Source organism: Nonomuraea sp. NPDC048882 (genome assembly GCF_040649755.1).
Taxonomy (GTDB): domain Bacteria; phylum Actinomycetota; class Actinomycetes; order Streptosporangiales; family Streptosporangiaceae; genus Nonomuraea; species Nonomuraea maheshkhaliensis.
Map to the genome: position 1 here is coordinate 289,256 of NZ_JBEZGB010000009.1, position 24,978 is coordinate 314,233.

General features: G+C 72.0%; 21 protein-coding genes. 7 read left to right on the top strand and 14 right to left on the bottom strand.

Going from position 1 to position 24,978, the window contains the following annotated elements:
- Genes AB0C27_RS31275 through AB0C27_RS31285 form a run of 3 tightly spaced genes read right to left on the bottom strand, consistent with a single transcriptional unit; the run spans position 1 to position 5,226 of the window.
- Positions 1 to 3,210, bottom strand: a complete 3,210-nt coding sequence (locus AB0C27_RS31275) for an AAA family ATPase (RefSeq protein WP_357851039.1) — start codon at positions 3,208 to 3,210, stop codon at positions 1 to 3.
- Positions 3,210 to 4,493, bottom strand: a complete 1,284-nt coding sequence (locus tag AB0C27_RS31280) for an oxygenase MpaB family protein (RefSeq protein WP_357851042.1) — start codon at positions 4,491 to 4,493, stop codon at positions 3,210 to 3,212. The genes AB0C27_RS31275 and AB0C27_RS31280 overlap by 1 nt, the downstream gene beginning before the upstream one ends.
- Positions 4,494 to 4,515: 22 nt before the next feature.
- The gene (locus AB0C27_RS31285) at positions 4,516 to 5,226 is read right to left on the bottom strand and encodes a Crp/Fnr family transcriptional regulator (RefSeq protein ID WP_346112694.1); all 711 of its coding nucleotides are present in this window, start codon (positions 5,224 to 5,226) and stop codon (positions 4,516 to 4,518) included.
- Between the two features lie 179 nt (positions 5,227 to 5,405).
- On the opposite strand from AB0C27_RS31285, the gene AB0C27_RS31290 reads away from it, so the two are divergent.
- Positions 5,406 to 5,978 carry a sigma-70 family RNA polymerase sigma factor gene (locus AB0C27_RS31290; RefSeq protein WP_346112695.1) on the top strand — a complete coding sequence of 191 codons (573 nt, stop codon included), beginning with the start codon at positions 5,406 to 5,408 and terminating at the stop codon, positions 5,976 to 5,978.
- A gap of 39 nt (positions 5,979 to 6,017) precedes the next feature.
- Here AB0C27_RS31290 and AB0C27_RS31295 read toward each other — a convergent pair whose 3' ends face one another.
- The 6 genes from AB0C27_RS31295 to AB0C27_RS31320 form a co-directional block, all read right to left on the bottom strand.
- A complete protein-coding gene (locus AB0C27_RS31295; protein WP_357851045.1) occupies positions 6,018 to 7,295 on the bottom strand; it encodes a hypothetical protein in 1,278 nt (425 codons plus the stop codon).
- Positions 7,296 to 7,484: 189 nt separating this feature from the next.
- Positions 7,485 to 7,904 carry a hypothetical protein gene (locus AB0C27_RS31300; protein ID WP_346112697.1) on the bottom strand — a complete coding sequence of 140 codons (420 nt, stop codon included), beginning with the start codon at positions 7,902 to 7,904 and terminating at the stop codon, positions 7,485 to 7,487.
- Between the two features lie 107 nt (positions 7,905 to 8,011).
- Positions 8,012 to 9,997 (bottom strand): beta-galactosidase, encoded by a 1,986-nt coding sequence (locus tag AB0C27_RS31305; protein ID WP_357851048.1) that lies wholly within the window; start codon positions 9,995 to 9,997, stop codon positions 8,012 to 8,014.
- 26 nt (positions 9,998 to 10,023) lie between these two features.
- On the bottom strand, positions 10,024 to 10,857 hold the full coding sequence (locus tag AB0C27_RS31310) for a carbohydrate ABC transporter permease (protein ID WP_357851051.1): 834 nt from the start codon (positions 10,855 to 10,857) through the stop codon (positions 10,024 to 10,026).
- Positions 10,854 to 11,816, bottom strand: coding sequence for a sugar ABC transporter permease (locus AB0C27_RS31315; protein ID WP_357851054.1), 963 nt, complete (start codon positions 11,814 to 11,816; stop codon positions 10,854 to 10,856). Before AB0C27_RS31315 ends, AB0C27_RS31310 begins: the two co-directional genes overlap by 4 nt.
- Before the next feature lies 1 nt (position 11,817).
- Positions 11,818 to 13,032, bottom strand: a complete 1,215-nt coding sequence (locus tag AB0C27_RS31320; RefSeq protein ID WP_357851057.1) for an ABC transporter substrate-binding protein — start codon at positions 13,030 to 13,032, stop codon at positions 11,818 to 11,820.
- Between the two features lie 161 nt (positions 13,033 to 13,193).
- On the opposite strand from AB0C27_RS31320, the gene AB0C27_RS31325 reads away from it, so the two are divergent.
- Positions 13,194 to 14,396 carry an ROK family protein gene (locus AB0C27_RS31325; protein ID WP_357851059.1) on the top strand — a complete coding sequence of 401 codons (1,203 nt, stop codon included), beginning with the start codon at positions 13,194 to 13,196 and terminating at the stop codon, positions 14,394 to 14,396.
- A gap of 99 nt (positions 14,397 to 14,495) precedes the next feature.
- Complete coding sequence (locus tag AB0C27_RS31330) at positions 14,496 to 16,721, top strand: discoidin domain-containing protein (RefSeq protein ID WP_357851062.1); 2,226 nt, start codon at positions 14,496 to 14,498, stop codon at positions 16,719 to 16,721.
- Here the strand turns inward: AB0C27_RS31330 and AB0C27_RS31335 are convergent.
- On the bottom strand, positions 16,708 to 17,874 hold the full coding sequence (locus tag AB0C27_RS31335; RefSeq protein WP_357851065.1) for an alpha-hydroxy acid oxidase: 1,167 nt from the start codon (positions 17,872 to 17,874) through the stop codon (positions 16,708 to 16,710). The genes AB0C27_RS31330 and AB0C27_RS31335 overlap by 14 nt on opposite strands.
- 98 nt (positions 17,875 to 17,972) lie before the next feature.
- On the opposite strand from AB0C27_RS31335, the gene AB0C27_RS31340 reads away from it, so the two are divergent.
- Positions 17,973 to 18,701, top strand: coding sequence for a metal-dependent phosphohydrolase (locus AB0C27_RS31340; protein ID WP_357851067.1), 729 nt, complete (start codon positions 17,973 to 17,975; stop codon positions 18,699 to 18,701).
- A gap of 85 nt (positions 18,702 to 18,786) precedes the next feature.
- On the opposite strand, the gene AB0C27_RS31345 is transcribed toward AB0C27_RS31340, so the two are convergent.
- The 4 genes from AB0C27_RS31345 to AB0C27_RS31360 all read right to left on the bottom strand — a co-directional run bounded on the left by AB0C27_RS31345 (position 18,787) and on the right by AB0C27_RS31360 (position 21,446).
- Positions 18,787 to 19,074, bottom strand: a complete 288-nt coding sequence (locus AB0C27_RS31345; RefSeq protein WP_346107973.1) for a DUF4031 domain-containing protein — start codon at positions 19,072 to 19,074, stop codon at positions 18,787 to 18,789.
- Entirely contained in the window at positions 19,071 to 19,853 is a 783-nt protein-coding gene (locus AB0C27_RS31350) for an HAD family hydrolase (RefSeq protein ID WP_357851070.1), read from the bottom strand. The genes AB0C27_RS31345 and AB0C27_RS31350 overlap by 4 nt, the downstream gene beginning before the upstream one ends.
- 18 nt (positions 19,854 to 19,871) lie before the next feature.
- Entirely contained in the window at positions 19,872 to 21,056 is a 1,185-nt protein-coding gene (locus tag AB0C27_RS31355; protein ID WP_357851073.1) for a cytochrome P450, read from the bottom strand.
- Between the two features lie 129 nt (positions 21,057 to 21,185).
- Entirely contained in the window at positions 21,186 to 21,446 is a 261-nt protein-coding gene (locus AB0C27_RS31360; RefSeq protein ID WP_357851076.1) for a hypothetical protein, read from the bottom strand.
- 363 nt (positions 21,447 to 21,809) lie between these two features.
- Here AB0C27_RS31360 and AB0C27_RS31365 point away from each other — a divergent pair, with 363 nt between their 5' ends.
- The 3 genes from AB0C27_RS31365 (at position 21,810) to AB0C27_RS31375 (ending at position 24,962) form a co-directional block, all read left to right on the top strand.
- On the top strand, positions 21,810 to 23,051 hold the full coding sequence (locus AB0C27_RS31365; RefSeq protein WP_357851078.1) for a hypothetical protein: 1,242 nt from the start codon (positions 21,810 to 21,812) through the stop codon (positions 23,049 to 23,051).
- A gap of 22 nt (positions 23,052 to 23,073) precedes the next feature.
- On the top strand, positions 23,074 to 23,766 hold the full coding sequence (locus AB0C27_RS31370; RefSeq protein ID WP_357851081.1) for a DUF2786 domain-containing protein: 693 nt from the start codon (positions 23,074 to 23,076) through the stop codon (positions 23,764 to 23,766).
- Positions 23,767 to 23,849: 83 nt separating this feature from the next.
- Entirely contained in the window at positions 23,850 to 24,962 is a 1,113-nt protein-coding gene (locus AB0C27_RS31375; protein ID WP_357851084.1) for an Ldh family oxidoreductase, read from the top strand.
- Positions 24,963 to 24,978 lie beyond the last annotated feature (16 nt).

The window sequence follows — 24,978 nt, forward strand, 5'->3', positions numbered from 1 at the left end:
CTACGCGGAGAGCCGGCGCTCCAGCAGCAGCGCCCCCCGACCGGCCAGCAGCGTACGGCACCACCCGCGCAGATCCGCCGGCTTCGGCCCGGACACCGCGCCCGAGTCCAGCAGCACGGCCCAGTCGAGCAGCGACTCGGCCAGCATGAGCGGCACCCCCTGCCGCTCGTGCACCTCGGCCGCCGCCTCGAAGTGCGCGGCCGCCCTGGCCGGCTCGCCCATCGCCAGGCACAGGTGGGCCAGGTAGTGGTGCCCGCAGTGGTGGGCCACCGTTCCGTGCCCGAACGTCTCGCCGTCGGCGGCCAGCGCGTCGTACAGCGTCGCGGCCAGCTCGGACCGGCCCAGCCGCGCGGCGGCCACGGCGAGGTTGTCGAGGGCGGGCCTGTGGGCCATGTTGCGCGGCGGCGTGGCGCCCCCGTAGGCGAGGATGCGGTCCAGCAGCGGGCCGGCCTCCTCGTCGTCGAGCTCGCACAGGTAACGCAGCACCGCGTGCACCGGGTCGGCCCGCGGCGCCTGGCCGGCCTTGCGCAGCCGGTCGCGCAGCTCCCACAGCCGTCCCTGCAGCCGCCGGATCTCGGCGATCTGCTCGGAGTAGAAGGCCATCGCGTCCAGGCGGTAGCCGATCCGCGAACCCAGCCGCAGCGCCGACTCGGCCTCCGACTCGGCCTGGGCCAGGTCGCCCTGCATGAGAGTCAGGCCGGCTTTGGAGTAGCCGATCAGCCAGGTGAGCTGGGGCTGCCCGAGCCGGCGCGCCAGCTCCTCCGCCCGGTCGAGCAGCAGGGCGGCCTTGGCCGCGTCGCCGCCGTCGAGGACCGGGGGAGTGCGCTGCATGTACGCGTGGAACAGCACCAGGTCGTCACCCGTCCTGCGGGCCGCCTCCAGCATCTCGTCACCGTCGCGGTGGCGCTGGTGCAGCGGGTCGGCCGGGATGATGGTCAGGCTGCGCATGCCCAGCACACCGGCCAGCGTGCGCGGGTCGCCGGACTTGCGGGCCAGCGCGACCGCCTCGTCGCTCAGCGCGAAGCGCCGCTCCCCGTCGGGCGCCCAGATGAGCTCGGAGGCGAGCTGGGCGGCCAGCAGCGCCCTGGTGCTGACGTCGGTGGAGTCGACCACCTTGCGCGCCTCGGTCAGCAGCTCGATCCGCTGCCGGTCGGGCGCGGGCGAGATGCTGGAGGCCCGGTTGCCGCTGAGCGCCGCGGTGACGACCAGGTCGTGCCGCTCGCACTCGCGGGCCAGCCGCGCCGCGTCGAGCAGCGTCCGCCTGGCCTCGGGGTGCCCGGCCAGCCACATCGCCCGGCCGCAGTCGACCAGCAGCCCGGCCCGGCGTTCCACGGTGCCACCGGGGGAGTCGTGCAGCAGGTCGAGCGCCCGCTGGTACCAGGTGACCGCCTCGCGGTGCGCCAGTCCGGCCAGCGCGTGCTGCGCCGCGAGCACGGCCGCGTCCGCCGCCGCGCTCACCCGGGCCGGGTCGCTGCCGTGCTCGGCGGCGGCCAGCAGGTGCGTGGCCACCACGTACGGCCGCGACCGCATCGCCTGCGGGTCCGTCTGAGACAGCGCGTCGGCCACCCGGCCGTGCAGGAGAGCGGCGCGCGGCGCCGACAGCGTGGAGTAGAGGGCGTTCCTGGTCAGCTCGTGGGAGAAGTGGCAGGACCCGTTGTCCAGCATGGTCACCAGGCCCGCGCCCATCGCCTCCTCGGCCGCGGCCACGAAGCGCGCCTCGTCCAGGCCGAGCCCGTGACGCAGCTCGGCCGAGGACATGCGCTCGCCGACGGCCAGCAGGCTGACCAGGTCTCTGGCGTCGGGATGCAGCTGCGACAGCCGGGCCAGCACCATCCGGATGACCGAGTCGGGCACGGCCAGCGCGTCCAGGTCCTTGCCCGCGGCCAGCTCCCTGATCACCTCGCTGATGAGGAACGCGTTGCCGCCGGTGATCCGGTGCAGCACCGCGGCGTCGCCGGCGGCGCGGGCCTCCGTCAGCGCGTGGGAGACCTCGTCGGGCCCGAACGCGGGCACCGGGACGACGCGGGCGTCGGCGGTCAGCTTGTGCAGCTCCGGCATGGCCGACTCGACCGGCACCGGCCGCGACATCGCGAGGATCAGCAGCGGCAGCGCGTCGGCGTCCCACATGAGGGCGTTGAGCATCTGCAGCGACTCCAGCGTGGCCCACTGCAGGTCGTCGACGACCAGCAGCACGGGCCGTACGGTGGCCAGGCGCTCGATCAGCGTGCGGGCCGCGGCCAGCAGATGGTAGCGCTCGGAGACGGGCTCGGTGGCCGGCGGCACCTCCAGCGACAGCGGCGGCGCGGCCAGCGACGGCGCCAGCCGCACGAGCTGGCCGCACTGCTGGTCGATCCCGGCCCGCAGCAGCAGTGCCGGCGAGGTGCGGGCCAGCCGCTCGACCGCTCCGGCGATCGGCTCGTACGCCTTGCGCGCCGGGTCCGTGCACCGCCCCGCGAGCACCGTGAACTGCCGCTTGAGCGCCCGCCTGGCCACCTCGGAGGCCAGCCGCGTCTTGCCCACCCCCGGCTCGCCCTGCAGCAGCACCAGGTTGCCGCCGAACTCGGCCGCCGCCAGCTCCGCGTCCAGCGTCCGCAGCTGCTCCTCCCGGCCCACGAACGGCAGCCCCCGCTCGTCCAGCCACGGCGCCAGCCCGGCGCCGAGGTGGTGGTCGGCGCTCTGCCAGTGCAGCTCGTAGGTGTGCATCGGCTCGCGCAGCCCCTTGCCGGGCAGCCGTCCGAGATCCTTGAACTCGTGCCGGCTGCGCCCCTGGGCCAGCCGCCGCACCAGGTCGGTGCAGAGCACCTGCCCGCCCTCGGCCACCGCGACCAGCCGGGCCGCCTCCACCGTCGGCAGCCCGCTCACGTCATCGTGACCCCAGCACACGTCGCCGGCGGCCAGCGCCGCCCTGATCGAGATCTTCTCCTGGGCCCGCTCGTTCTCGTCGGCCACGGCCTGCTGCACCGCGATGATCGCGTCGAGCCCGGCCGTGGCCGAGTCGAACACCGCCATCAGCCCGTCGCCCAGGCTCTTGGTGAACGACGACCCGCTGGCCGTCACCACCGAGCGCAGCAGCTCGTACAGGCGGCGGAAGACGACGTTGGCCCGCTCTTCGCCGAGCCTGATCCGCAACGCGGTGGAACTGACCACGTCGGTGAACAGGATGGTCGCGGTGGTGAGCGTGCCCGGCTCGTGCGCGCGGTCGGCGGTCACTAGTGCGGCCCTTTCCGCCCCTGGGCGGGCGCTCGTAGCGTGCGGCGGACCGTGCGGCGGATCGCGCGGGTCTTCACCGCGGTGCCGGAGCGCCTGATCCGCCACGCGCGGGCCAGCTCCGGAGGGATCCTGAACGCCGCCTGCCCGCCGGAATGGCGGTCGATCAGGGCGACCACGATGTGCCGCCCGGACTTGCGTACCAGCCAGCGAACCACAGAGTCCACCGGGCGGGCCAGCCACGTGCCCCTGTTAGCTTCTCGGGCCAGCCGGAACAGCGCCGTGAACCACCAGGCCGGCGGGGGCACGTCGAGCAGCTCGGGCACCCGGTCGGCGCCGTGGGCGGCGTCGCGGAAGATCCAGTGCACCAGGCTGCGCGGCAGCTTGCGCCAGCCCAGTGGCATGAACGCCTCCATCTCCTTCAGCAGCACGGTCATCAGCCTGACGCCCTCGTCGCTGGGTTCGAGCAGCCGGCCCAGGCGCGCGCTGATCGGCTCGACGTCGTCGAGCGTGAGGGGGCCGTCGCGGCAGACCTCGATGCCCATGAGGTGGCCGAAGACGCTCCAGGTGTAGAGGTTGGCGGCGCGCTCCTCGTCGCTGAGCGTCACCCCCATGGTCTCCATCGCCTTCCACGTCACCACGGAGAAGTCGAACAGTGTGGCCAGCAGGAGCTCCTGGTTCACCGGCGGGCCGTGCCGCTCGATGTCCCACCGGTCGGCGTAGCGCTCCTCGACCAGAGCCCGGACGAACGAGTGCAGGATGCGCAGCCCGATCGCCGTCGTGTGGCCGGGCCGGCCCGGTTGCAGGCTGTCGGTGGACTTCAGCCCCATCACGTCCACCAGCATCTGGCCGGTCTCCGCCACCCGGCGGGTCATGTGGTGCGTGGCCAGGTTGGAGACGCCGGCCAGCACCCTGGCGCTGGACGTCTCCGCGTACGCCATCGGCAGGCAGGCGAAGAACAGCGCGGCCGACTGGTAGAGCCCGTAGTCGGAGAACACGGCCTGCCCCTTGGCCAGCGACTCCCGGTCGTCCCCCCACTCCGGCAGGTCCCTGGCGAAGCCGAGCGCGTCGAAGATCTCGTGGGCGGGCGACTCGCCGGACGGCTCCCTGGCCTCCCGCTTGGCCTCGGCCAGCTCGGCGACGACGGCTTTCACCAGGTCGAGCGCGCTCTTCCCGGCCGGCTGCGCCGCCAGGTATTCGGCCACGACCTTGTCGATGTCAGGGTCGGCCTGCCGGCGAAGCTGCCGGAACCTCTCCTCGGGCCAGCGCTCGTCGTGATCGTTCATGTGCCCCGTACTCCAGATTCGGTCAGAGGCCGCCCCGTTTCCGCAGGGCGGCGACATTCAGCAGCGTGATCGTCCGCCCCTTGACGGCGATGAGGTTGCGCGACACGAGCGACTGCAGGGCCCGGTTGACCGCGGGCCGCGAGGCGCCGATCAGGGCGGCGAGGTCGGACTGGGTCAGGCCGGGCAGGTCGACCACCCCGTCGGACTGGCCGTGCTTGTCGGCCAGTTGCAGCAGCAGCTTGGCCAGCCGCCCGCCCAGATCGAGGAAGGCGAGGTCGGCCGCCTGGTCGGTGAGCCGGCGGACCATGCGGCCGAGCAGCCGCAGGAACTCGTCGGCCAGCCCGGGATGCTCGCGCATCAGCTCCAGCAGCCGGGCCCGCGGCAGCGCGAACACCCAGGCGGGCCGCACGGTCGTGATCGAGGCCGACCGCGGCGAGCCGTCGAGCAGCGCCATCTCGCCGAAGGTGTCGCCCCGGCTGAGCATGTTGAGCACGATCTCGTCGCCGTGCTCGGTGGTGAACACCACCTTCACCAGCCCGTCCAGCAGGACGAAGAGCGACTCTCCAGGATCGCCCTGGTGGAAGATGATCTGCCCCGCCCGGTAGCGCCGCGACACCCCCGCCTGGGCCGTGCTCCGGATGCCCTTCTCCCCCAGAACGCGGAACAACGGGATCTCCGCCAGCACGGCGGCGACCGGCTCGACGTCGTGGGGAAGCCCGCTGCGCGCGTTCATGCAAGAACTTTAGGACGCATTCCACGGGCGAACAGCCTCCCGTTGCCGATCTCCGGAATGTGACGAGGACCACACGCGCACTGTCACTTCCGAGACAGTCTTTTCGGATCATCCGGCGCACGGTGAGGTAGCCGGCCGGAATTGGCCCCCCGAGAAACCGGACCGGCGGGGAGAAAGTCATGCAGTTGGACACCATCGAACGCCTCGACACCGCCGCCCTCGTGTCCGCCGCCCAGGAGGGCGACACCGTGGCCTGGGAACGGCTGGTCGAGGAGTTCAGCCCGATGCTGCGCGCGCGCATCCGCCGCTTCCGGCTCAGCCACGAGGACGCCCAGGACGTGCTGCAGACCACGTGGCTGCTGGCCTGGCAGAACCTGCGCAGCGTCGAGGACGGCCAGCGGATGGCCGGCTGGCTGGCCACGATCGCCTTCCGCGAGTGCCTCAAGCTCACCAGGCGGACAAAGGAGATCTGCACACCCGACCTCGACTCGCTCGGCAGCACCGACGACGTCGACAGGGAGCTGGCCAGGATCTGGCTGGCCGGCACGCTGGCCGAGCTGGTCGAGGAGCTGCCGGCGGCGCAGCGGGTGCTGTTCAGGGCGCTCACGGAAACCTCCGAGCCGCACTACGTGGACGTGGCGCGCAGGCTGGGCAGGCCGGTCGGGAGCATCGGGCCCACCCGTGCCCGCTGTTTCGCGAAGCTGCGCGGGCTGCTCCAGGCCCGCGAGATCACGCGCGACTTCCTGGACTGATCTCTTCTCGGTCGGTCATGTCTGGTTGATCGGGTCGGGTCAGGCCTCTTCGGTGACGGCGTCGAGCGGGATCGCCTCAAGGAACGGCTCGAAGTCGAAGTGGGCCATCTCGTGCGCGTCCGGGTCGGTGGTCTCCGCCGGATAGGCGTAGAACCGGCGCCGGCGCCGCAGACCGGGCAAGCTGTCGAACATCACGCTGACGGCCTCGGGCACGAGCCCCCGCGTCATCTCCTCGGCCAGCCCCTCGGCGATCTTCCCGTCGAACGGCACCCGGTAGAGGGCCTCCACGTTCTGGTAGACGCGGAAGTAGCTGACGATGAAGCGCATCCGGTCGGGGTAGGACACCCAGTCGCGCACCCCGGCCGTGGCGGCCTCGCGGTCCTCGGTGATGAACTCCTCGGCCAGCTTGCGTACCTTCTCGTTCTGGATCGGCGCCCACGCCCGGTCGATGTCCACACCGGCCGGCGCCGTCAGCGGCTTGCCGACCTTGATGTCGCTGAGCGGCGTGGCGACGGCGAACAGGTGGCGGGTGTAGAGCGAGGACCACAGGTCCTCCAGCTTGCGGGTCGGCCAGGGCTGGTCGGCGTGGCTCGCCGCGTACAGCTTGAACCGCTGGAACGGCTTGCGGGTGACCAGTGAACGCAGCGAACGCCACGACACCCGGGTCAGCCAGCGGACCGGCCGGTAGAGCACCAGCTCCAGCGCCGCCTGCGCGCGAGCCTGCTCGTACGCCGACAGCGCGATGTTGGCGCCGAACAGCAGCTCGCCCCTGGCCGCCGGATCCTCGGTCCGCGCGGCCTCGACCATGAGCTGCGCCGCGTCCTTCAGATAACGCGGGTCGGCGGGCGACAGCAGGCCGGTCAGGAACTCGGGCGGCTCGGGCGTCAGCTCGGATTCCGGGCTGACCTTGAGGTAGCGGTCGGGGGTGTCGTTCCACAGGTTGACCGCGAGGCTGGCCGTCTCCAGGAAGATGGCCCGGTTGGCCAGCGCCAGCCCGAGCTGGTAGCTGGGCCCGAGCAAGGTGAGCAGCGTGGCCCGGAACAGCCGCTTGAAGCGCTGCGGCACGCGCAGGCGGCGGCCGAAGTCCTCGATGAACGGCGAGTCAGGACCCAGATCGAGGCTCTCCCCGATGGCCTTCGAGGTCCAGGTGGCGTAGCAGTACCAGTTGTTGGCCGCGCGGCCCAGGCGTACGGCGAGGTCGGTGGCCACACGGTGATAGCTGTAGGCGATGACCATCGCTTCGAGTGCCGCGTCGCGGTCCTTGTAGGCCGCGATGCGCAGTACGTCGTCCGCGGTCACCGCGGTCGGCTCGGACATGAGGTCTCCCAATCGGCTGGTCCCGTCGCCCCCGTGGCGCGCTCATGGGGATAAGAGCGCCTTCGGGTGGCGTCAGATACAGTCCGGCGGCCTCGAAGCCCCGTGACCGCCGGGCAGGAGCGTAGGAGCGCCCGCTTGCGACAAGCTTGCAGCGCGCCGCCCCGGGCGCCCGGCCCGGAGCGGCGCCGCTCATTCCTTAACCATGATCTTGCTGATCACCACGAATCCGCCGAGCGCCCCCGCGGTGCCGGCGGCCGTCGTCGTGGTGAGGTTGACCACCAGGTCGTACGTGCCCGGGGCGAGCTGGCCGCGCATGGGGATCGAAGCGGTGTAGCGGCCCGAGCCAGGGGTGAAGGTCATCTCCACGGGAGGCGACGGATGCCGCGACTCACCACCGCCCAGCAGATCCGCGATGATCTCCAACTGCCAGCGTCCCGTCAGCCAGTCCACCAGCTCACCGGTGACCTCCCAGCTCACGTCCACGGTCCAGCCCTCGCCCCGGTGAACGACGTTCGTGGGTTGAGCTCCGGGATCGACAACCTGGCCGTGAAGAATGCCGGCCAGTTGCTCGGCCGGCACTTTCATCACCTGGAACTCTCCGGTCGCCATTTTTTCCGATCTCCTCTCCGTGCGGGACGGGTCCCCCGCGTGAGGAGCAGAGCGACGACGGCGGCGGCGAAATACGCGTCGTTTCCCCGGGATATGACGGACTTTCGTCAGCCGGTGAAACCACCGATCCTGACCAGATCGCCGGGGCCGGCGGCGCCGGTGCGTACGCCGTCCAGCCGCACGCTGGCCTCGACGGCGCAGTCCAGGTAGGCGTTGACGCCCTTGACCACCACGTCGCCGATCTCGCCGCCGGCCAGGCGCAGCACCGCGCCGCCGCCCTCGGCGGCGACGACCTCCACGGTCCCGTACGGGGTGCGCAGGCCGATCGGCCCCTCGTTGCCCGTCTGGACGAGCACGACGAGGTAGTGCACGTCCCCGTCGGGGTGGCTGCGCAGGTACGCGTCCGCCTCCCCGTACAGGACGAGGCTCTCCCCATCCGGCGGTGCGGGGGCGGCGGGCAGGGGAGTGACGAAGGGGGCGAGCAGCGCGTACGGCTCCAGCCGCTCGTCCAGCTCCGGCACCGGCCCGTCCACCAGCACCACGCCGCCCGCCTTCGCGTACCCGGCCAGCAGCTCCTGCACCCGCCGGTGCAGGAAAGGACCGCCCGGCACGGTGAGCGACCGGTAGGCGGCCAGCTCCTCCTGCGTCGCGCTCTCCAGCTCGACCAGCCCGTAGTCCAGCCCCCGCGCCCGCATCCGCTCGTGGAAGGCCAGCAGCGCCCGCCCACACCCGGGCCCCTCGGAGCCTCCCGAGAGCGCGGCGATCCCGGCATAGGGGAGGTACAGCCCGAACGCCTCACTCCGCTGCGGGACGCACTCCAGGAACTCGGCCCCGTGCGCGGCGAAGAAGTCCGCCAGCGCCCGCACCACCGGCGCCTTCCCGGTCGCCGCGCCGCCCGCGTCCACGGGCGCGCAGTCCGGGTAGGCCCCCGTGTGCGCCGCGTCGAGCTCAGGCCCCCACCCCGACGTGGCCACCCCCGTGTAGACGTTGAACCCGGTCGCCCCCGCCGCCAGCGCCAGCAGCGACTGGTGGAAGCTGGTGGCGCCGTCGATGTAGGCGGGGTCGTACAGCTCGGCGAAGCCCCAGTTCTCCTCCAGGTTCGGCCCGGGGGCGCGCTTGGCCGCGATCACGTAGCGGGCCTGCGCGGCGGGGTCGGCGGACACGACGCCCATCCAGTTGGTGAAGCCGTAGGAGATCTCGCCCCACAGCTCCGGCCTGACCCTGGCCAGCCAGTCGTCCAGCTCGGGCATGGTCGGCGGGTTCAGATTGACCAGGACCGGCAGGTCCGAGCCGACCGCCCGCGCCCAGACGCGGTAGACGCGCGCCAGGTACTCGGCGTGCGCGCGCCCCCAGTCGGCCTGGGCGAGCGGGCCGGCGGCCGGTCCCGGCGGCTCGATCTCCGCCCAGTCGGCGTGGCCGGTGCCGTGCAGTGCGTTGTACTCCTCGGGCGTGCCGTACCAGGACCGCAGCCGGTCCCGGTAGAACGCGATCCCGGAGGGGCTGTAGTCGTAGGCCGTCAGCGGCAGCGCCCCGCTGGTGTAGACGCCCTCGTTCGCGATCTGCAGCGCCACCACCGCGTCGGCGCCGGGCAGCACCTCCTTGCCCACGCTCGCCAGCCAGCGCGTCGTCATGGCCAGGAACGCCGTCCCGAACGGCGCAGGCAGCGGGCGCTTGGCCGCGCCGTCGTCCCAGCATGCGGGCACGCCGCCCGCGTCGAGCAGCGGCTCGATCGACGGGTCGGCGTCCGGGCAGACCCAGTCGGGCAGCCCGCCGTAGCTCAGCTCGGCGTGCACGAACGGACCCGGCTTGGCGATCACCCGCAGCCCCAGCTCGTGGCAGAGCGCCAGGAAGCCGACGACGTTCCTGGCCGGATGGGTGCGGCCGGTGAAGTCGGGGGCCGCGCCCGCCTCCGGCTGATGGTGCCGCCAGGGCAGGTAACAGGTGATCACCTCGATCCCGAGCTCGTCCCGTACCGCACGCAGCCGATCGGCCCACACGGCCGGATCGTCGCGATAGTACGGATAGTCGGCGGTGACGAGCACCCGCGGCACGCCGTCGACGACGGCGACCCCGTCGCGGACCTCGATGACCACAGTGATTTCCTCCTGGTTCCTGAGATTCAGCCCTTGAGGCCGGTGAAGGCGATGCCCTGAAGGATGCGGCGCTGGAAGACCAGCAGCACGCCGATCACGGGCAGGACGGCGAGCGTGGCGCCCGCCATGATGTAGTACGCGCGACCGCCGTCAGGACTGGCCACGAGCTGCTGCAACGCCAGCGGCAGCGTGTAGAGCTCGGGGTCGTTGGTGACCAGCAGCGGCCAGACGAGGTCGTTCCAGTGGTAGAGGAAGCTCGTGATGGTCACGACCGCCAGCACGGGCTTCGACAGCGGCAGCACGATCGTCCAGAAGATCCGCATCCGGCCCGCGCCGTCGATCAGCGCGGCCTCCTCCAGCTCCGCAGGCAGCGACAGGAAGAACTGCCGCATCAGGAAGATGTCCAGCACCGAGGCGATGTTCGGGACGATCAGCCCCCATCCGGTGTCGAACATGCCCAGCGACTGGGTGACGTGGATGCGCGGCACCAGCAGCGTGATCGCGGGCACCATCATGCCGCCCAGCATGATCACGAACAGCCGGTCGCGGCCTGGAAAGGGGATCCGCGCGAACGCGTACGCGGCCAGCGCGTCGATCAGCAGTTTGGCCGGCACCAGCACCGCGCACACCCAGACGCTGTTGACGAAGGCGCCGCCCAGCCCGCCGACGTTGAGCACGTAGTCGTAGTTGCCCAGCGTGGCCGCCCACTCGCCGGTCTTCCTGTCCAGCGGCAGCAGGTTGGGCACCTTGGTGTAGATGTCCTGCCCGTGCTTGAACGAGGTGGCCAGCATCCACAGGAACGGCACCACCGACACGGCCGCGAGCAGCACCAGCGCCGCGTACATGGACGCCTTCCTCACGACGCCTCCTGCCTGACGAACCGGAACTGCAGCGCCGTCACGATCACGATGAAGACCAGCAGGATGAACGACATCGCGCAGGCCGCCCCCATCGCGTCGTAGCGGAAGGCGAACAGGTAGAGGTGCAGCACGTAGGTCAGGCCCGACTGCTCGGGGCCGCCGGTGACGCTGCGCCCGTTGCCGGAGAAGATCACGTACACCAGCCCGAACACCTGCAGCGCCGCGATCACCCCCGTCACCAGCAGGTAGAACGTGGTCGGCCTGAGCATCGGGAACGTCACCCGCCAGAACCGCTGCCACGGCCCGGCCCCGTCGATGACCGCCGCCTCCTGGATCGTGCCGGGGATGCCCTTGAGCCCCGCCAGATAGATGATCATCGAGATGCCGCACTGCCAGGCCGCGATGAACGCCAGCGCCGGGATGACCAGCTCGGGGGTGTTGAGCCAGTTCTGCCCGGGGATGCCGACCAGGCCGAGCAGCGTGTTGATCAGCCCGTACTGGGGGTCGTACAGCCAGCGCCAGATCGCGCCCACCGCCGCCTCGGCCGTGACGACCGGCAGGAACAGCAGCAGCCGGAACAGGTTGGCGCCGCGCCTGATCGCGTTCAGCAGCAGCGCCTGCGCCAGCGCGGCCACCAGCGTCAGCGGCACCGCGATCAGCGTGTACTGCAGCGTGACCCGCACCGATGTCCAGAAGTGCGGATACTTCACGTCGTCGAAGAGCAGGTCCGCGTAGTTCGCCAGGCCGACCCAGTTCGCGTCGGAGCGCAGGTTCCAGTCGGTGAAGCTGTAGTAGAGCGCCGACAGGGCCGGATAGAGCAGGAAGACCACGAAGTAGACGAGCGCGGGCGTCACCAGCAGCACGCCCACGAGATGGTCGCGGCGGCGGCCGGGCCCGCGGCGGGCCCGCCCGCCGGAGCCCGCCGCCACCCGCTCGTCCGCCAGGGCGGGTGCGGCCACGTCAGCCGTTCCAGCCGAGCAGGGAGCGCGTCTTGCCCGCCGCGTCACTCAGCGCCTGCTGCGCGGTGGCCTTGCCGGTCAGCGCCGACTCGATCGCCGGGGCGATGATCTCGTCGTTGACCTGGATCCACTGCGGCACCGCCGGCCGCGCGTGCGCCACCTTGAGCTGGTCGAGGAAGGCCGCCTGCTCGGGCCCGCCCGCGACCACCTGCGCCTTGAGGTGGACCGGGAAGCCGCCGAACGCGTCGGCGACCGCGCCGTTGTGCTCCGCGCTCGCCAGGAACGCCAGCCACTTCCAGGCCAGGTCGGCGTTCGGGCTGGCGGAGAAGACGACGGAGTCCTCGCCGCCGATGTTGCCGGCCGGCTCGCTCTTGTACGGCAGCGGCGCCACGCCGAAGTCCAGGTCGGGGAACTGCTCGCGGATCGTCGGCACGTCCCACGGCCCCGAGATCGTCATGGCGGCCAGGCCGTTCTCGAAGGGCTTGTCGGAGTCGGTGATCTTGCGGGGCGACGACTGCTGCAGGTCCACCCACAGTTGCAGCGCCTCCACGGCGGGCTGCTGGTCGAACAGCACCTTCTTGCCGGCGTCGTCCACCATCTCGCCGCCCGCGCCGTGCACGATGCCGGGGAACATCCAGGCGCCGTAGCCGTCGCCCTTCGGGACGTTCATGCCGGCCACGTTCGCGTCGGCGGCGTGCACCTGGGCGGCGATCCGCTTGAGCTCGTCCCACGTCTTGGGCGGCGCCGGCACCAGCTTCTTGTTGTAGAACAGCGCCACGGTCGTCTGGTCCTGCGGCAGGCCGTAGAGCTTGCCGCCCGCCCGGTTGGTGTCGAGGGCGCCCTTGTAGTAGTCGGCCTCGTTGACGAGCCCGGCCGGGACCTCCTTGATCGTGCCGTCGAGGGCGTACTTGGAGACCAGCGGCTGGTCGAGGATGCCGGCGTCGGGGGTGCTCTTGGCGGCCACGGCGCTGCCGAGCTTGGTGTTGTAGTCGTCCTTCGGAATCTTGACGATCTTGACCGTGACGCCCGGGTTGGCCTTCTCGAAGTCCTGGCGCACCTTCTCGATGACCTGCCCCGCCTGCGGGGTGCGGTCCTGGTACATCCAGAACGTCAGCTCTTTACCATCGCCCTGCCCGCCGCCGCCACCGCCGCCACATGCCGCCACCGCGGTCGCGAGCATCGCCACGACGGCGCCACGCACAAGTCCTCGGCCCATTGTCGTACTCCTCATCGGGGGGATGGTCGGACCATAATCTAAGACTCGAAGAAAGTCAGGAAACGAATCGGTAACATCCATCCGGCCTCGCCGCCCCCTGCGAGGACGTTTGAACCGTGAACTAACATGGCGGCGGGTTCGCCGGAGAGGACGGGACGAGGATGGGCACGTCAGGGCGCAGGACCGTACGCGATCTCCGCCGGGGCAACCGGGCGATGCTGCTGCGCGCGCTCTATTTCGGCGGGCCCGCCAGCCGCAACGAACTGTCGGCCGCGACCGGCCTCAGCGCGGCGACCGTCAGCACCATGACGGCCGGCCTGTTGGAGTCGGGGGTCGTCGTGGAGGCCGGCCAGGTCGACTCCGACGGCGGGCGGCCCCGGGTGCTGCTGAAGGTGAATCCCGGCTACGGCTACGCGGTCGGCGTGGACGTGGGCGAGACCCAGGTCAAGGTGGAGCTGTTCGACCTGGAGATGAACGTACGGGCCGGGGCCCACTACGCCGTCCGCTCGGCCAAGCACGACCCCGAACTGGTCGCCCGCCACATCCTGACCGGCGTGGACGCGGTCATCGCCGAGAGCGAGGTGCCGCCCGAGCGGGTGCTCGGGGTGGGCGTCGGCGTGCCGGGCATCGTCGAGCCGGGCCCCGACGCGCTGGTGCGGGCCAAGACGTTCGGCTGGGAGGCGGTGCCGCTCGGCACGCTGCTGCGGGCCGGCACCGGGCTCGGCACTGGGCTGCCGCTGTACGTGGACAACGGCGCCAAGACGATGGGGCAGGCCGAGCTCTGGTTCGGCTCGGGCCAGGGCACCCGCGACGCGATCATCCTCCTGGTCGGCTCGGGCGTCGGCGGCACGGTGGTCACGGACGGCCGGATCTACCGGGGCGCGGGCATGGCCGCCGGCGAGGTCGGCCATCTGAAGATCGTCGCCGGTGGGCGGGCCTGCCGGTGCGGGGCGCGCGGCTGCCTGGAGGCGTACCTGGGGGCCGAGGCGATCCTCGACCGCGCGGGCGTCGTGGCCGACTCGGCCGACGAGGAGAGCGCGCTGGCCCGGCTGCTGGAGGAGGGCTCCCCGGTGATCGGCGAGAGCGTCGAGCTGCTCGGCGTGGGCCTGTCGAGCCTGGTCCACCTGTTCAACCCCGAGCGCGTCGTGATCGGCGGCTGGGCGGGCCTGATGCTGGGCGGGCGGCTGCTGGCCGAGATCCGCGCGGCCACCGCCGCGAACACGCAGGCGCAGCCGTTCCAGCCGGAGACGGTGGTGCTCGGGCGGCTCGGGCCCGACGCGGTGGCGCTGGGGGCGGCCACGCTGGTCGTCGAGCCGTTCCTGGGCGGGGCGGCGTATCCCGAGTCCGTCCCGACTATTGCCTAGAAGTTAAATCAAGGCTTGACAGAAGTCCGGGCCGCGGTCACTCTCGGCCGAGAGAGCGCTCTCCCACTACCCCCTGCTTGTTCCCGTGAGGAGTCCGCAGTGCACCCCCGCCGCCGTACCTCCCTCGTCGTGGCCGCACTGGCCGCCCTGCTGCTGCCCTTACCGGTCGCGGCCCCCGCCCACGCGGCCGGCCCGCTCATGTCCCAGAGCGGGGCGGCGACTGCCGCGACCGCCGCCTCTAGTGCGAGTGCCGGCGGGTCCGGCGCCATGGCCGCGCCGAGCTGCGGCAGCGCCAACGCCGCGCTCGGCCGCCCCGCCACCGCCTCCTCCGTCGAGAACGCCGGCCTGCCCGCCTCGGCCGCCGTGGACGGCGACGCGGGAACCCGCTGGTCCAGCACGTTCAGCGACCCGCAGTGGCTCCAGGTCGATCTGGGCGCGTCCCGCCAGATCTGCCAGGTGGTGCTCCAGTGGGAGGCCGCGTACGCCTCCGCGTTCCGCGTCCAGGTCTCCGGCGACGGCTCCGCCTGGACCGACGTCCACTCGACGACCACCGGCACGGGTGGCACGCAGACGCTCGACGTGTCCGGGACCGGCCGCTACGTCCGCGTGCACGGCACCGCCCGCGCCACCCCGTACGGCTACTCGCTGTGGGAGCTCACCGTGCGGACCATCACCGACACGCCGGGCGGCGGCGGAGACCTCGGACCCAACGTGCACGTCTTCGACCCGTCCATGCCGGCGGCGAGCATCCAGTCCACCCTCGACTCGATCTTCACCCAGATGGAGTCGAACCAGTTCGGCCTCCAGCGCCACGCCCTGCTGTTCAAGCCCGGCAGCTACAACGTCAACGCCGACATCGGCTTCTACACCTCGATCATGGGCCTGGGGCGCAACCCCGACGACGTCACGATCAACGGCCAGGTGCGGGTGGACGCGGGCTGGTTCGGCGGCAACGCCACCCAGAACTTCTGGCGCTCGGCCGAGAACCTGTCCATCACGCCCAGCGGCGGCACCAACCAGTGGGCGGTCTCGCAGGCGGCACCGTTCCGGCGGATGCACGTCAGGGGCAACCTCAACCTCGCGCCCTCCGGCTACGGCTGGGCCAGCGGCGGCTACATCGCCGACAGCAGGATCGACGGGACCGTGCAGCCGTACTCGCAGCAGCAGTGGTTCACCCGTGACAGCAACATCGGCGGCTGGCTCAACGGCGTGTGGAACATGGTCTTCTCCGGCGTCGCGGGCGCGCCCGCCCAGTCGTTCCCAGAACCGCCGTACACGACGCTCGACACCAGCCCCGTGACCAGGGAGAAGCCCTTCCTGTACGTGGACGGCGCGGGCGCCTACCAGGTCTTCGTGCCGGCCCTGCGGCGTAACTCGCGCGGCGCGAACTGGCCGGGAACCGGCTCCTCGATCCCGCTCAGCCAGTTCTACGTGGCCAAGCCCGGCGACACCGCGGCCACCATCAACGCCGCCCTCGCCTCCGGCCTCAACCTGCTCTTCACGCCCGGCATCTACCACGTGAGCCAGAGCATCAACGTCACCAGGCCGGGCACCGTCGTGCTCGGGCTCGGCTACGCCACCGTCATCCCCGACAACGGCGCCGTGCCCATGCGGATCGCCGACGTGGACGGCGTCAAGGTGGCCGGCCTGCTCTTCGACGCCGGCCCGGTCAACTCGCCCATCCTGATGGAGGTCGGCCCGTCCGGCTCCTCCGCCACGCACGCGGCCGACCCGATCTCCATCCAGGACGTCTTCTTCCGCATCGGCGGCGCTCACGCGGGCAAGGCCACGACCAGCCTCGTCGTCAACAGCGACCACACGATCATCGACCACATCTGGGCCTGGCGCGGCGACCACGGCACCGGCATCGGCTGGACCGTCAACACCGCCGACACCGGGCTGATCGTCAACGGCGACGACGTCACCGCGTACGGACTGTTCGTCGAGCACTACCAGAAGTACCAGGTCATCTGGAACGGGCAGCGCGGCAAGACGATCTTCTTCCAGAACGAGATGCCGTACGACCCGCCCAACCAGGCCGCCTGGATGAACGGCTCCACCCGCGGCTACGCCGCCTACAAGGTGGCCGACTCGGTCACCTCGCACGAGGCGTGGGGGCTGGGGGCGTACTGCTACTTCAACGTGAACCCGAGCGTCGTGGCCGAGCGCGGCTTCGAGACACCCGTCACCCCCGGCGTGCGCTTCCACGACCTGCTCACCGTCTCCCTGGGAGGCAACGGCACCATCGCCCACGTCGTCAACGACACGGGAGGCCCCGCCCAGGGCACCGACACCATCCCGGTGAAGGTCGTCACCTTCCCCTGAGCCGCGCGACGCCGGGGCCCAGGCCCTGGACGCCGCCCACCCCCAGCAGTTGCAGCGTACGGACGAGCTCGGCGCGCAGCAGGTCAAGCACCCGCGTGACGCCGGGCTCGCCCCCCGCCATCAGGCCGTAGAGGTAGGCGCGGCCGACGAAGCAGGCCCTGGCGCCCAGCGCGACCGCGGCGGCGACGTCGGCCCCGCTGCGCACGCCGCCGTCGAGGAACACCTCCGTGCGCTCGCCCACCGCCTGCGCGACCTCGGGCAGCAGCTCCAGCGGCGTGGGGGAGCGGTCGAGCTGACGCCCGCCGTGGTTGGACACCACGATCCCGTCCACGCCCACCTCGGCCAGCTCCTTGGCGTCGTCGACCCGCTGCACCCCCTTGACCAGCAGCTTGCCCTGCCACATCGACCGGATCCACTCCAGGTCGGCGATCGTCACCGACGGGTCGAACAGCAGGTTCGTCAGGCCCGCGAGATCGTCGGGCGCGCCCTCCGCGGTGGCGAACCGCAGCGGCTCGCTGGTCAGGAAGTCGAACCACCACGCCGGATGCCGCAGCGTCTCCAGCGCCCCGCTCCAGCGCAGCGAGGGCGGCACCGTCAGCCCGCGCCGCACGTCACGCAGCCGCGCCCCCGCCACCGGCACGTCCACGGTCACCACCAGCACGTCCATCCCGGCGTCCGCGGCCAGAGCCAGCGTCTCGGCGTTGCGGCCGCGGTCACGGACCACGTACAGCTGGAACCAGTTCCAGCCGCCGGGCGCGGCGGCGGCCACGTCACCGGCCGTCGTGGTGCCCATCGTGGACAGTGTGTAGGGGACGCCCGCCTTCTCCGCGGCCCGCGCCACGGCCCGCTCACCCGCTCGGTGCATCATCCGGGTGAACCCGGTCGGAGCGAGCACGACCGGCATCGCGATCCGCCGGCCCAGGATCTCGACCTCGGTGGGTGCCTCGGAGACGTCACGCAGCACGCGCGGGCTGAACTCCACCCGGTCGAACGCCTCCACCGCCCTGGCCATCGACCGCTCGCCCTCGGCCGCGCCGTCCACGTAGTCGAACACCATGCGCGGGGCCCGCTTCCTGGCCAGCCGCCGCAGGTCGGCCACGTCGGCCGCCGCCTGCACCCTGGCCGCCCTGGACAGCCGGGGCCGGCGGGGCATGACACCGCGCAGCTCCCGCCAGCGGGGCAGGCGCCGTGGGTCGTCCGATGAGGTGCCGATGCTCAGGACGTTACCTCGCGACGGCGTACGGTGAGAAGATGATCGACGATCGAACCCCGCCCGACGACCCTCCCGACGACCGGACCGCCGGGGAGACGGCGGTGGGGGAGACGGCGGTGGGGGAGACGGCGGCGGTCGGTGACTGGACCGGGTGCGGGCGGTGGGTGGCGCTCGCGGGCGGTTCCGCCGCCTCGCTCGCCGTGCGCGCCGAGCTGCTCGCCCGCTGGGCCGAGCCGCACCGCCGCTACCACACCCGCACCCACCTGGCCGCCGTCCTCGCCGCCGTCGAGCCGCTGGCCGCCGAGGCGCGGGACGCGGCGGCGGTACGGCTGGCGGCCTGGTTCCACGACGCGGTCTACGACGGCCGGCCCGGCTGGGACGAGGAACGCAGCGCCCAGCTCGCCCAGTCGCGCCTGCCCCGGTGCGGCGTGCCCGCCGGCCGCGTCGCCGAGACCGCCCGTCTGGTCCGTCTCACGGCCGCGCACGACACCGTCGAACCGGGCGACAGCAACGGGGCCGTCCTGTGCGACGCCGACCTCGCCGTGCTCGCCGGGCCCGGCTACGCGGCCTACGCGCGGGCGATCCGCGAGGAGTACGCCCACGTCCCCGGCCCGCTGTTCGCCCACGGCCGCGCGGAGGTGCTGCGCCGCCTGCTCGCCACGCCCTCCCTCTACCGCACGGCCAGGGCCCGCGACCTGTGGGAGGAACGCGCCCGCGCCAACATGACGGCCGAACTGACCGCCCTCCTGGGACAGGACACCCGGTAGCCGGGAGTGCCGGACGTGTCGCCCTGACCCGCGAGGAACGGGACGTGGCGTTTTGCGCCGTTCTGGCCGGGTGGTGCGGCTGGCGTCAGCCCTGGGCGGGAGGTGCGGGGTGGTGCTTCTTGCGACGGCGCAGGCCGGAGGCGATCAGCCGGCGCAGCAGCTCCCGCGAGCTGACCGCCTCGGCCCCCAGCGCGACGGCCCGCGCGTGCACGGTCTCGGGGACGTCGTAGTGGTCCCGGTCGAACGCCCGTACCGGCACCCCCAGCCGCGCCGCGAAGTCGTGCAGTTCGTCCAGCGAGCGGTCGCTGACGAGATGCGACCACATCAGGCCCCGCGGCCCCGGCCAGTCGGGCGGATCGATCAGAACAGTCACGACGTCAAGGGTAGAACCCTCCCAGTGACCCCGAGCTCCCCCAGATCGGGCACCACGACGTGGGCCCCGGCCCCGTCGCCGCCGGTCGTCAGCGCGTCGGTCGTCATCGGGCCGGTCGTCACCGCGTCGGTTCTCACTGCGGCCACCAGCCCGAAGCCGCCCTTCCTGCCCGCCTCGATCCCCGGCAGCGCGGACACCACCACCGCCACCTTGACGGCGGGCAGGTCGAGGCGGCGCGCGGCCTCCAGGTAGCGGGCGGGGTCGGGCGGCCCGGGCAGGTTCATCAGGGCCGCGTCGTTGCCGTCCACCATGAGGTCGAACAGGTGCGTGACGCCCGCCGACCCGATCAGCTTGCGCGCGTGCAGGCTCGCCGAGACCGCCGCCGTGCGGGCGCCGCGCCGGCGCAGCTCGTGCAGCAGCGCCACCGTGGACGGGAACGCCGCCACCCCGTACTTGTCCACCTGCTCCATGAAGAGCCGGTCCTTGGCCAGGCCGAGCCCGTGCACGGTCGGCGCCCCCGGCTCGTCGTCAGGCGACCCCTCGGGCAGCTCGATGCCGCGCGAAGCCAGGAAGGTGCGGATGCCGTCGAGCCGCGGGCGCCCGTCCACGTGGCGCAGGTAGTCGTCGCGGATGTCGAACGGCGTCGAGCGGCCGCGCAGGAAGGCGTCGAAGACGTGTTTCCAGGCGGCCGCGTGTCCCCGAGCGGTGTCGGTGACCACGCCGTCGGTGTCGAACACGACGGCGCCGATCACGGTCAGATCGATGACGGGCTCGTTCACACAGCGAACGTAACCGCTCTACCAGGCGACGGGTAGCTCTTTGACGCCGTAGACGATGGCGAGTTCCCTGAACGGCACCTCACCGGCGACGTGCAGCCCGGGGAAGCGGCGCAGCAGCGCGGGGAAGGCGATGCGCATCTCCATCTGCGCCAGCGGCGCGCCGATGCAGCGGTGGATGCCGTGGCCGAACGCCAGGTGCGAGCCCGCCGTCTCGCGGCCGGGCCTGACCTCGTTCATGTCGTCGCCGAGGAAGGGGTCGCGGTTGGCGCCGGTCAGCGAGCACAGCACCATCTCGCCCTTCTTGATCGGCACCCCGTGCAGCTCCAGGTCGTCGCGGGCGAAGCGCGGGAAGGCGACCTGGACGACCGTCATGTAACGCAGCAGCTCCTCGACCACGTCCACGACGTAGCCGCCCACCTCGCGCACCTTGGCCGCCTGCTCGGGGTTGCGCAGCAGCCACAGGGTGCCGAGCGCGAGCATGCTGGTGCTGGTGTCGTGGCCGCCGGTCAGCAGCCCGTCGGCCATGCTGGCCAAGGTGCGGTCGTCGAGCTCGTCGCCGTGCTCGCGCAGCAGCTGCCCGAGCAGCCCGTCGCCCGGATCCAGCCGCTCCCTGGCCACCAGGTCCGTCAGGTACGTCATCGCGTCGTTGATGGCCTGCAGCGACGCCTCGGGCCCCGCGGTGAAGTCGAAGCGGTCCTTGCTGATCTTCACGAAGTCGGCCTGCTCGTCGTACGGGACGCCGAGCAGCTCGCACACGACCAGGGACGGGATCGGCAGCGCGAACTCCTCGACCAGGTCCACCGGCATCCCGTCGGCGGCGCCCTTGGCCTCGATGCGGTCGAGGTGCTCCTCGACCATGGCCTCGATCCGTGGCTCCAGCCTGCGCAGGCGGCGCATCGTGAACTCGGGCGTCAGGTACTTGCGCAGCCGGGTGTGCTCGGGCGGGTCGCGGAAGCCGAGCCCGCCCGGGTCCTCCTGGCTGGAGCCGAGCCCGATGACGCCGGCGAAGTCGTTGCTGAAGCGCTCATGGTCGCCGAGCACCCCGCGTACGTCCTCCCAGCGGGTGACGAGGTAGACGGTCTGGCCGCCCGGGATCTCCATCGGGAAGACCGGCTGCTCCGCCCGGATACGAGCGAGCTCGCCCACGGGGTCGAACCCGTCACGCATGAACTGGACGAGCGGGAACTCTTCTGTTGCTGACATCGATATCCGTCCTGCTGGGATACATCACACCATGTTGGGATAAATCCCTGCATAGATGGTCCCATCCGGAACGGCGGATGTTGCCCTCCGAAAGGACGATTTGCATCTCACCCCAGGCCCCATGGCGCCTCAGCCGCCGCCGCTCTCCAGGAGGAGTTCGCTGCGGTCACGGGTGTGCACGGGCGGCTCGGGCGGCGGCGCCTCGACCGACAGCGCGGGCGGTGCGGGCTTGGGCCTGCGCGGCTCGCGCACGCCGTCCTGACCGCCCCGCGGCCCGTCGGGCGGGGAGTCGTCGTCTCCACCCCAGTGGGGCTCGCCGGGGCCGAAGCCGGGTAACCAGGCGGGCGCGCCGCTGGGCAGGGCGCGGCGTCTGCGTGATCGCTTGCTCACGATCCCTCCTCCCGTCCTGTTCCGTCTCATTGTGCGCCCGCCCCCGGATCCCGGCCACCCCGAAATCCCGGCCGTCATCAGGAGCCCGCCCCGGTCGTGATCGAAGGGTCGCACCGGCTGTGATCGGGCGGCCGCCCCGGGGTGTGATCGGCGAGGTGCGTCCCCGGCCGTTCGCGGGCCGGAACCCCGTCACCACCGGGCTTGTGCGGGCGCGAGTGATGACACGCTCCGTCAAGAACCCTGAACTGCAGTGAAACCTGGGCAAAGTGGGGCAGCCGATGCCGTTTGGCGTACAAGATGGCGACATTCTGCGATGATCTCGTCGCATAGAGCCGGAGTTTGAGCCATCACGGATAGTGACTGATGCCGACATTTGAGGAAATAACAGCCTTCGTAACCGAGAAGCCGCTCGCCACCGCCGTCATCGCGCTGCTGAGCCTCGCCGGGCTGGTCCTGGCCTTCCTGGTGCTCAGGATCGCCTGGCGCGTCGTCTCCTGGTTGTTCACCAGGTACATCGCCCCCCGCCCCATCGAGGACGTGCTGACCGTCGTCGCCGCCTCCATCGCCACGGGCGTGTCCGCGCAGGGCATGTGGCGCTTCTCCGGCGACGTGCTGGGCCTCGACGGGCCGCTGCGGTTACTGCTGTTCGCGTTCATCGAGGTCGCGATCATCACCTCCGCCGTACGCGCCCGCCGCAACATGCGCGAGAACTTCTCGGCCGGCATCGACGGCATCGCCGTGTGGGCCCTGACCTGCCTGACCGCCGTGCTGTCCAGCATGGACGCGCGCAGCCTGCCCGAGGCGGTGTTCCGCCTGGCCGCCCCGCTGGTGGCCGCCTGGCTGTGGGAGCGCGGCATGGCCATCGAACGCCACCGCATCCGCGGCACCGGCCGGATCAACTGGCGCCTGACGCCCGAGCGGCTGATGGTCAGGATGGGCCTGGCCGAGGTCAGCGACCGTACGGCCAGCGAGGTCGACGCCCACCGCAGGCTGACCAGGGTCGCGCTGGCGGCCAAGAAGGCCAAGGCGCTGCGCGAGGGTGGCGCGCCCGAGCGCAAGATGCGCGCCGCGCTGGCCAAGCTCGACAAGGCGATGGACCAGGCCGTCGAGCACACCGGCCTGGCCGTGGACGCCTCGCGCCAGGAGGCGCTGCTGGCCCAGATCGCCGCCCTCTACAACACCTCCGCGCTCATCGACGCCGACCCGCGCGTGCCCTGGGAGCCCACGGCCGACCACCACCCCGTCCCCGCCCGCCCGGCGCTGCCGCCCGCGCTGGCCGAGCTCGTCTCCGACGAGGACGAGGACATCGAGGTGTTCGACACCACCCCGCAGGTCCTCAGCACGGCCGAGCGGGCCGCGCGCATGCGCTCCGCCCGTGAGTACTGGGACCGGCAGATCGCCAAGGGCATCGTGCCGCGCACGGTGGACATCGCCCAGGAGATCGGCATCTCGCTGGCCACGGCACGCGAGTATCGTGCTCTGTGGAAGCTGGAGCCGCAGGCCCACGCCCTCATCGAGGCGCTGTACCAGCAGCACGGCATCGTCGACACCGGCGCGTTCCCGGCCATCGACGACCAGGGGCGGGTGCTGTCCGGCAAGTCCTGAGCGAGTCCTGGGGGTCACACGGTTGCGCGAACGCACGCTCGAACGGGTCAGGAAACTGCTGGCCAAGGCCGAGCGCACCGACAACGAGCACGAGCGGGCCACGTTCATGGCCGCCGCGTCGGCGCTCATGGCCAAGTACGGCATCGACTCGCTGCCGCCCGCGGGCACCCGCCAGACCCCCGGCGACCGCGTCGTCACCCTGCCGGCCCCCTGGGCCAGGGAGAAGGCCCGCCTCGTCAGCCTGGTCGCCCAGGCCGTGCGGTGCCGGCCGCTGCTGATCGGGCGGGGCGAGGGCGGGCAGCGGGTGCACGTGTTCGGGTTCGCGGCCGACCTGGAGCGGGCCGACCTGCTGGCCACCTCGCTGCTGTTGCAGATGGCCTCGGGCCTGGCCCGGGTGGAGCCGCCGAGCGACGTCCGCGCCGTGCGGGCCTACCGCAGGTCGTGGCTGCTGGGCTTCACCGACGAGGTCTACCGGCTGCTGTGCGCGGCCGAGTCACGCGCCGAGGGCGAGCCGGCGGCCATGGGGGCCGCGCTCGTCCTGGCCGACCGGCGGGCCGAGGTCGAGCGGGCGGTCGCCGCTCACTATCCCGACATCCGCAGGAGCGTGCCGAGGACCAGCGGCACCGGCTACCGCGACGGGGTCGCCGCAGGCCGCAGGGCCGATCTCGGGCGGACCGGGATGAGCACCGCCACGGCCGCCGAACTCGAAGGGTAAGCCCTTTCCGGACAGCCGTTTGACGGGGCGGGAAATGGGCATGGGGGCACTCGCGGAACGTAGTCCTGCTCGAAGCGAGACAGATGACCGTGAACGCCTCCGTACACGTCCTCGCCGCCGGCCGCATCCGAGACCTCGCCCATGACCTGCTGACCGCCGCCGGTGTGCCCGGCGACACGGCGGCCGTCGTCGCCGAGTCCCTGGTGGAGGCCGACCTGGCCGGGCACGGCTCCCACGGCGTGCGGCGGATCAAGCCCTACCTCGACCGGATCGCCGAGGGCGCCATCGTGCCGGGAGCCCGGCCCGAGGTCGTCTCACGCCGTGGCGCGAGCGCGGTCGTGTCGGGACGGCGCGGTTTCGGCCAGGCCGCCGCGCGCCTGGCCGCGGCCGAGGCCGCAGACCTGGCCGAAGCGCACGGGGTCGGCGTCGTCGCCGTCCGCGAGTGCAACCACGTCGGCAGGCTCGGCGAGTACGCGCAGACGCTCGCGGGCCGGGGACTGATCGCGCAGGTCGTCGGCAACGCCGACCCGACCGTGGCCCCGTACGGCGGCCGGCGCAGGATGCTCGGCACCAACCCCATGGCCTGGGCCGTGCCTCGGGCCGGTGGCGCCGCCGTGGTCATGGACTGGGCCACCGCCGCCATGGCCGAGGGCAAGCTGGGCCTGCTCCGCGCCGCCGGCTCGCCCGCCCCCGAAGGGGTGCTGGTCGATCCCGAGGGCCGCCCGTCCACCGATCCGGCCGACTTCTACCGGGGCGGGGCGCTGCTGCCGTTCGGCGGCCACAAGGGATATGGGCTGAGCGTCCTCATCGAGTTGGTCGGCGGCCTGCTCACGGGCACGGGCACCGCCTGCTCGCCGGGCTACGACGGCACGTTCGGCACGGTGATCACCGCGGTGGACATCACCGCGTTCGTCCCCCTCGACGATTACGTCGCCGAGGTCGAATCCTTCTGCGAGGCCCTGCGCGCGTCCGGCCCCGGCGTGGTGGTGCCCGGCGAGCCCGAGGCCGCGGCGCGCGCGGAGCGGCTGAGGGACGGGATCCCGGTGCCCTTACCGGTCTGGGAGGAGCTCTGCGGTCTCGCCGCACGGCTCGGCGTACCCACAGGGAAGACCACAGAGAAGATCACAGAGAAGGCCCCTGAACACGACACAGCGCACGACCCGGAGCACACCGCACGGCCGCCGACAGGCCGCTGAAAGGCGGCCGGACACG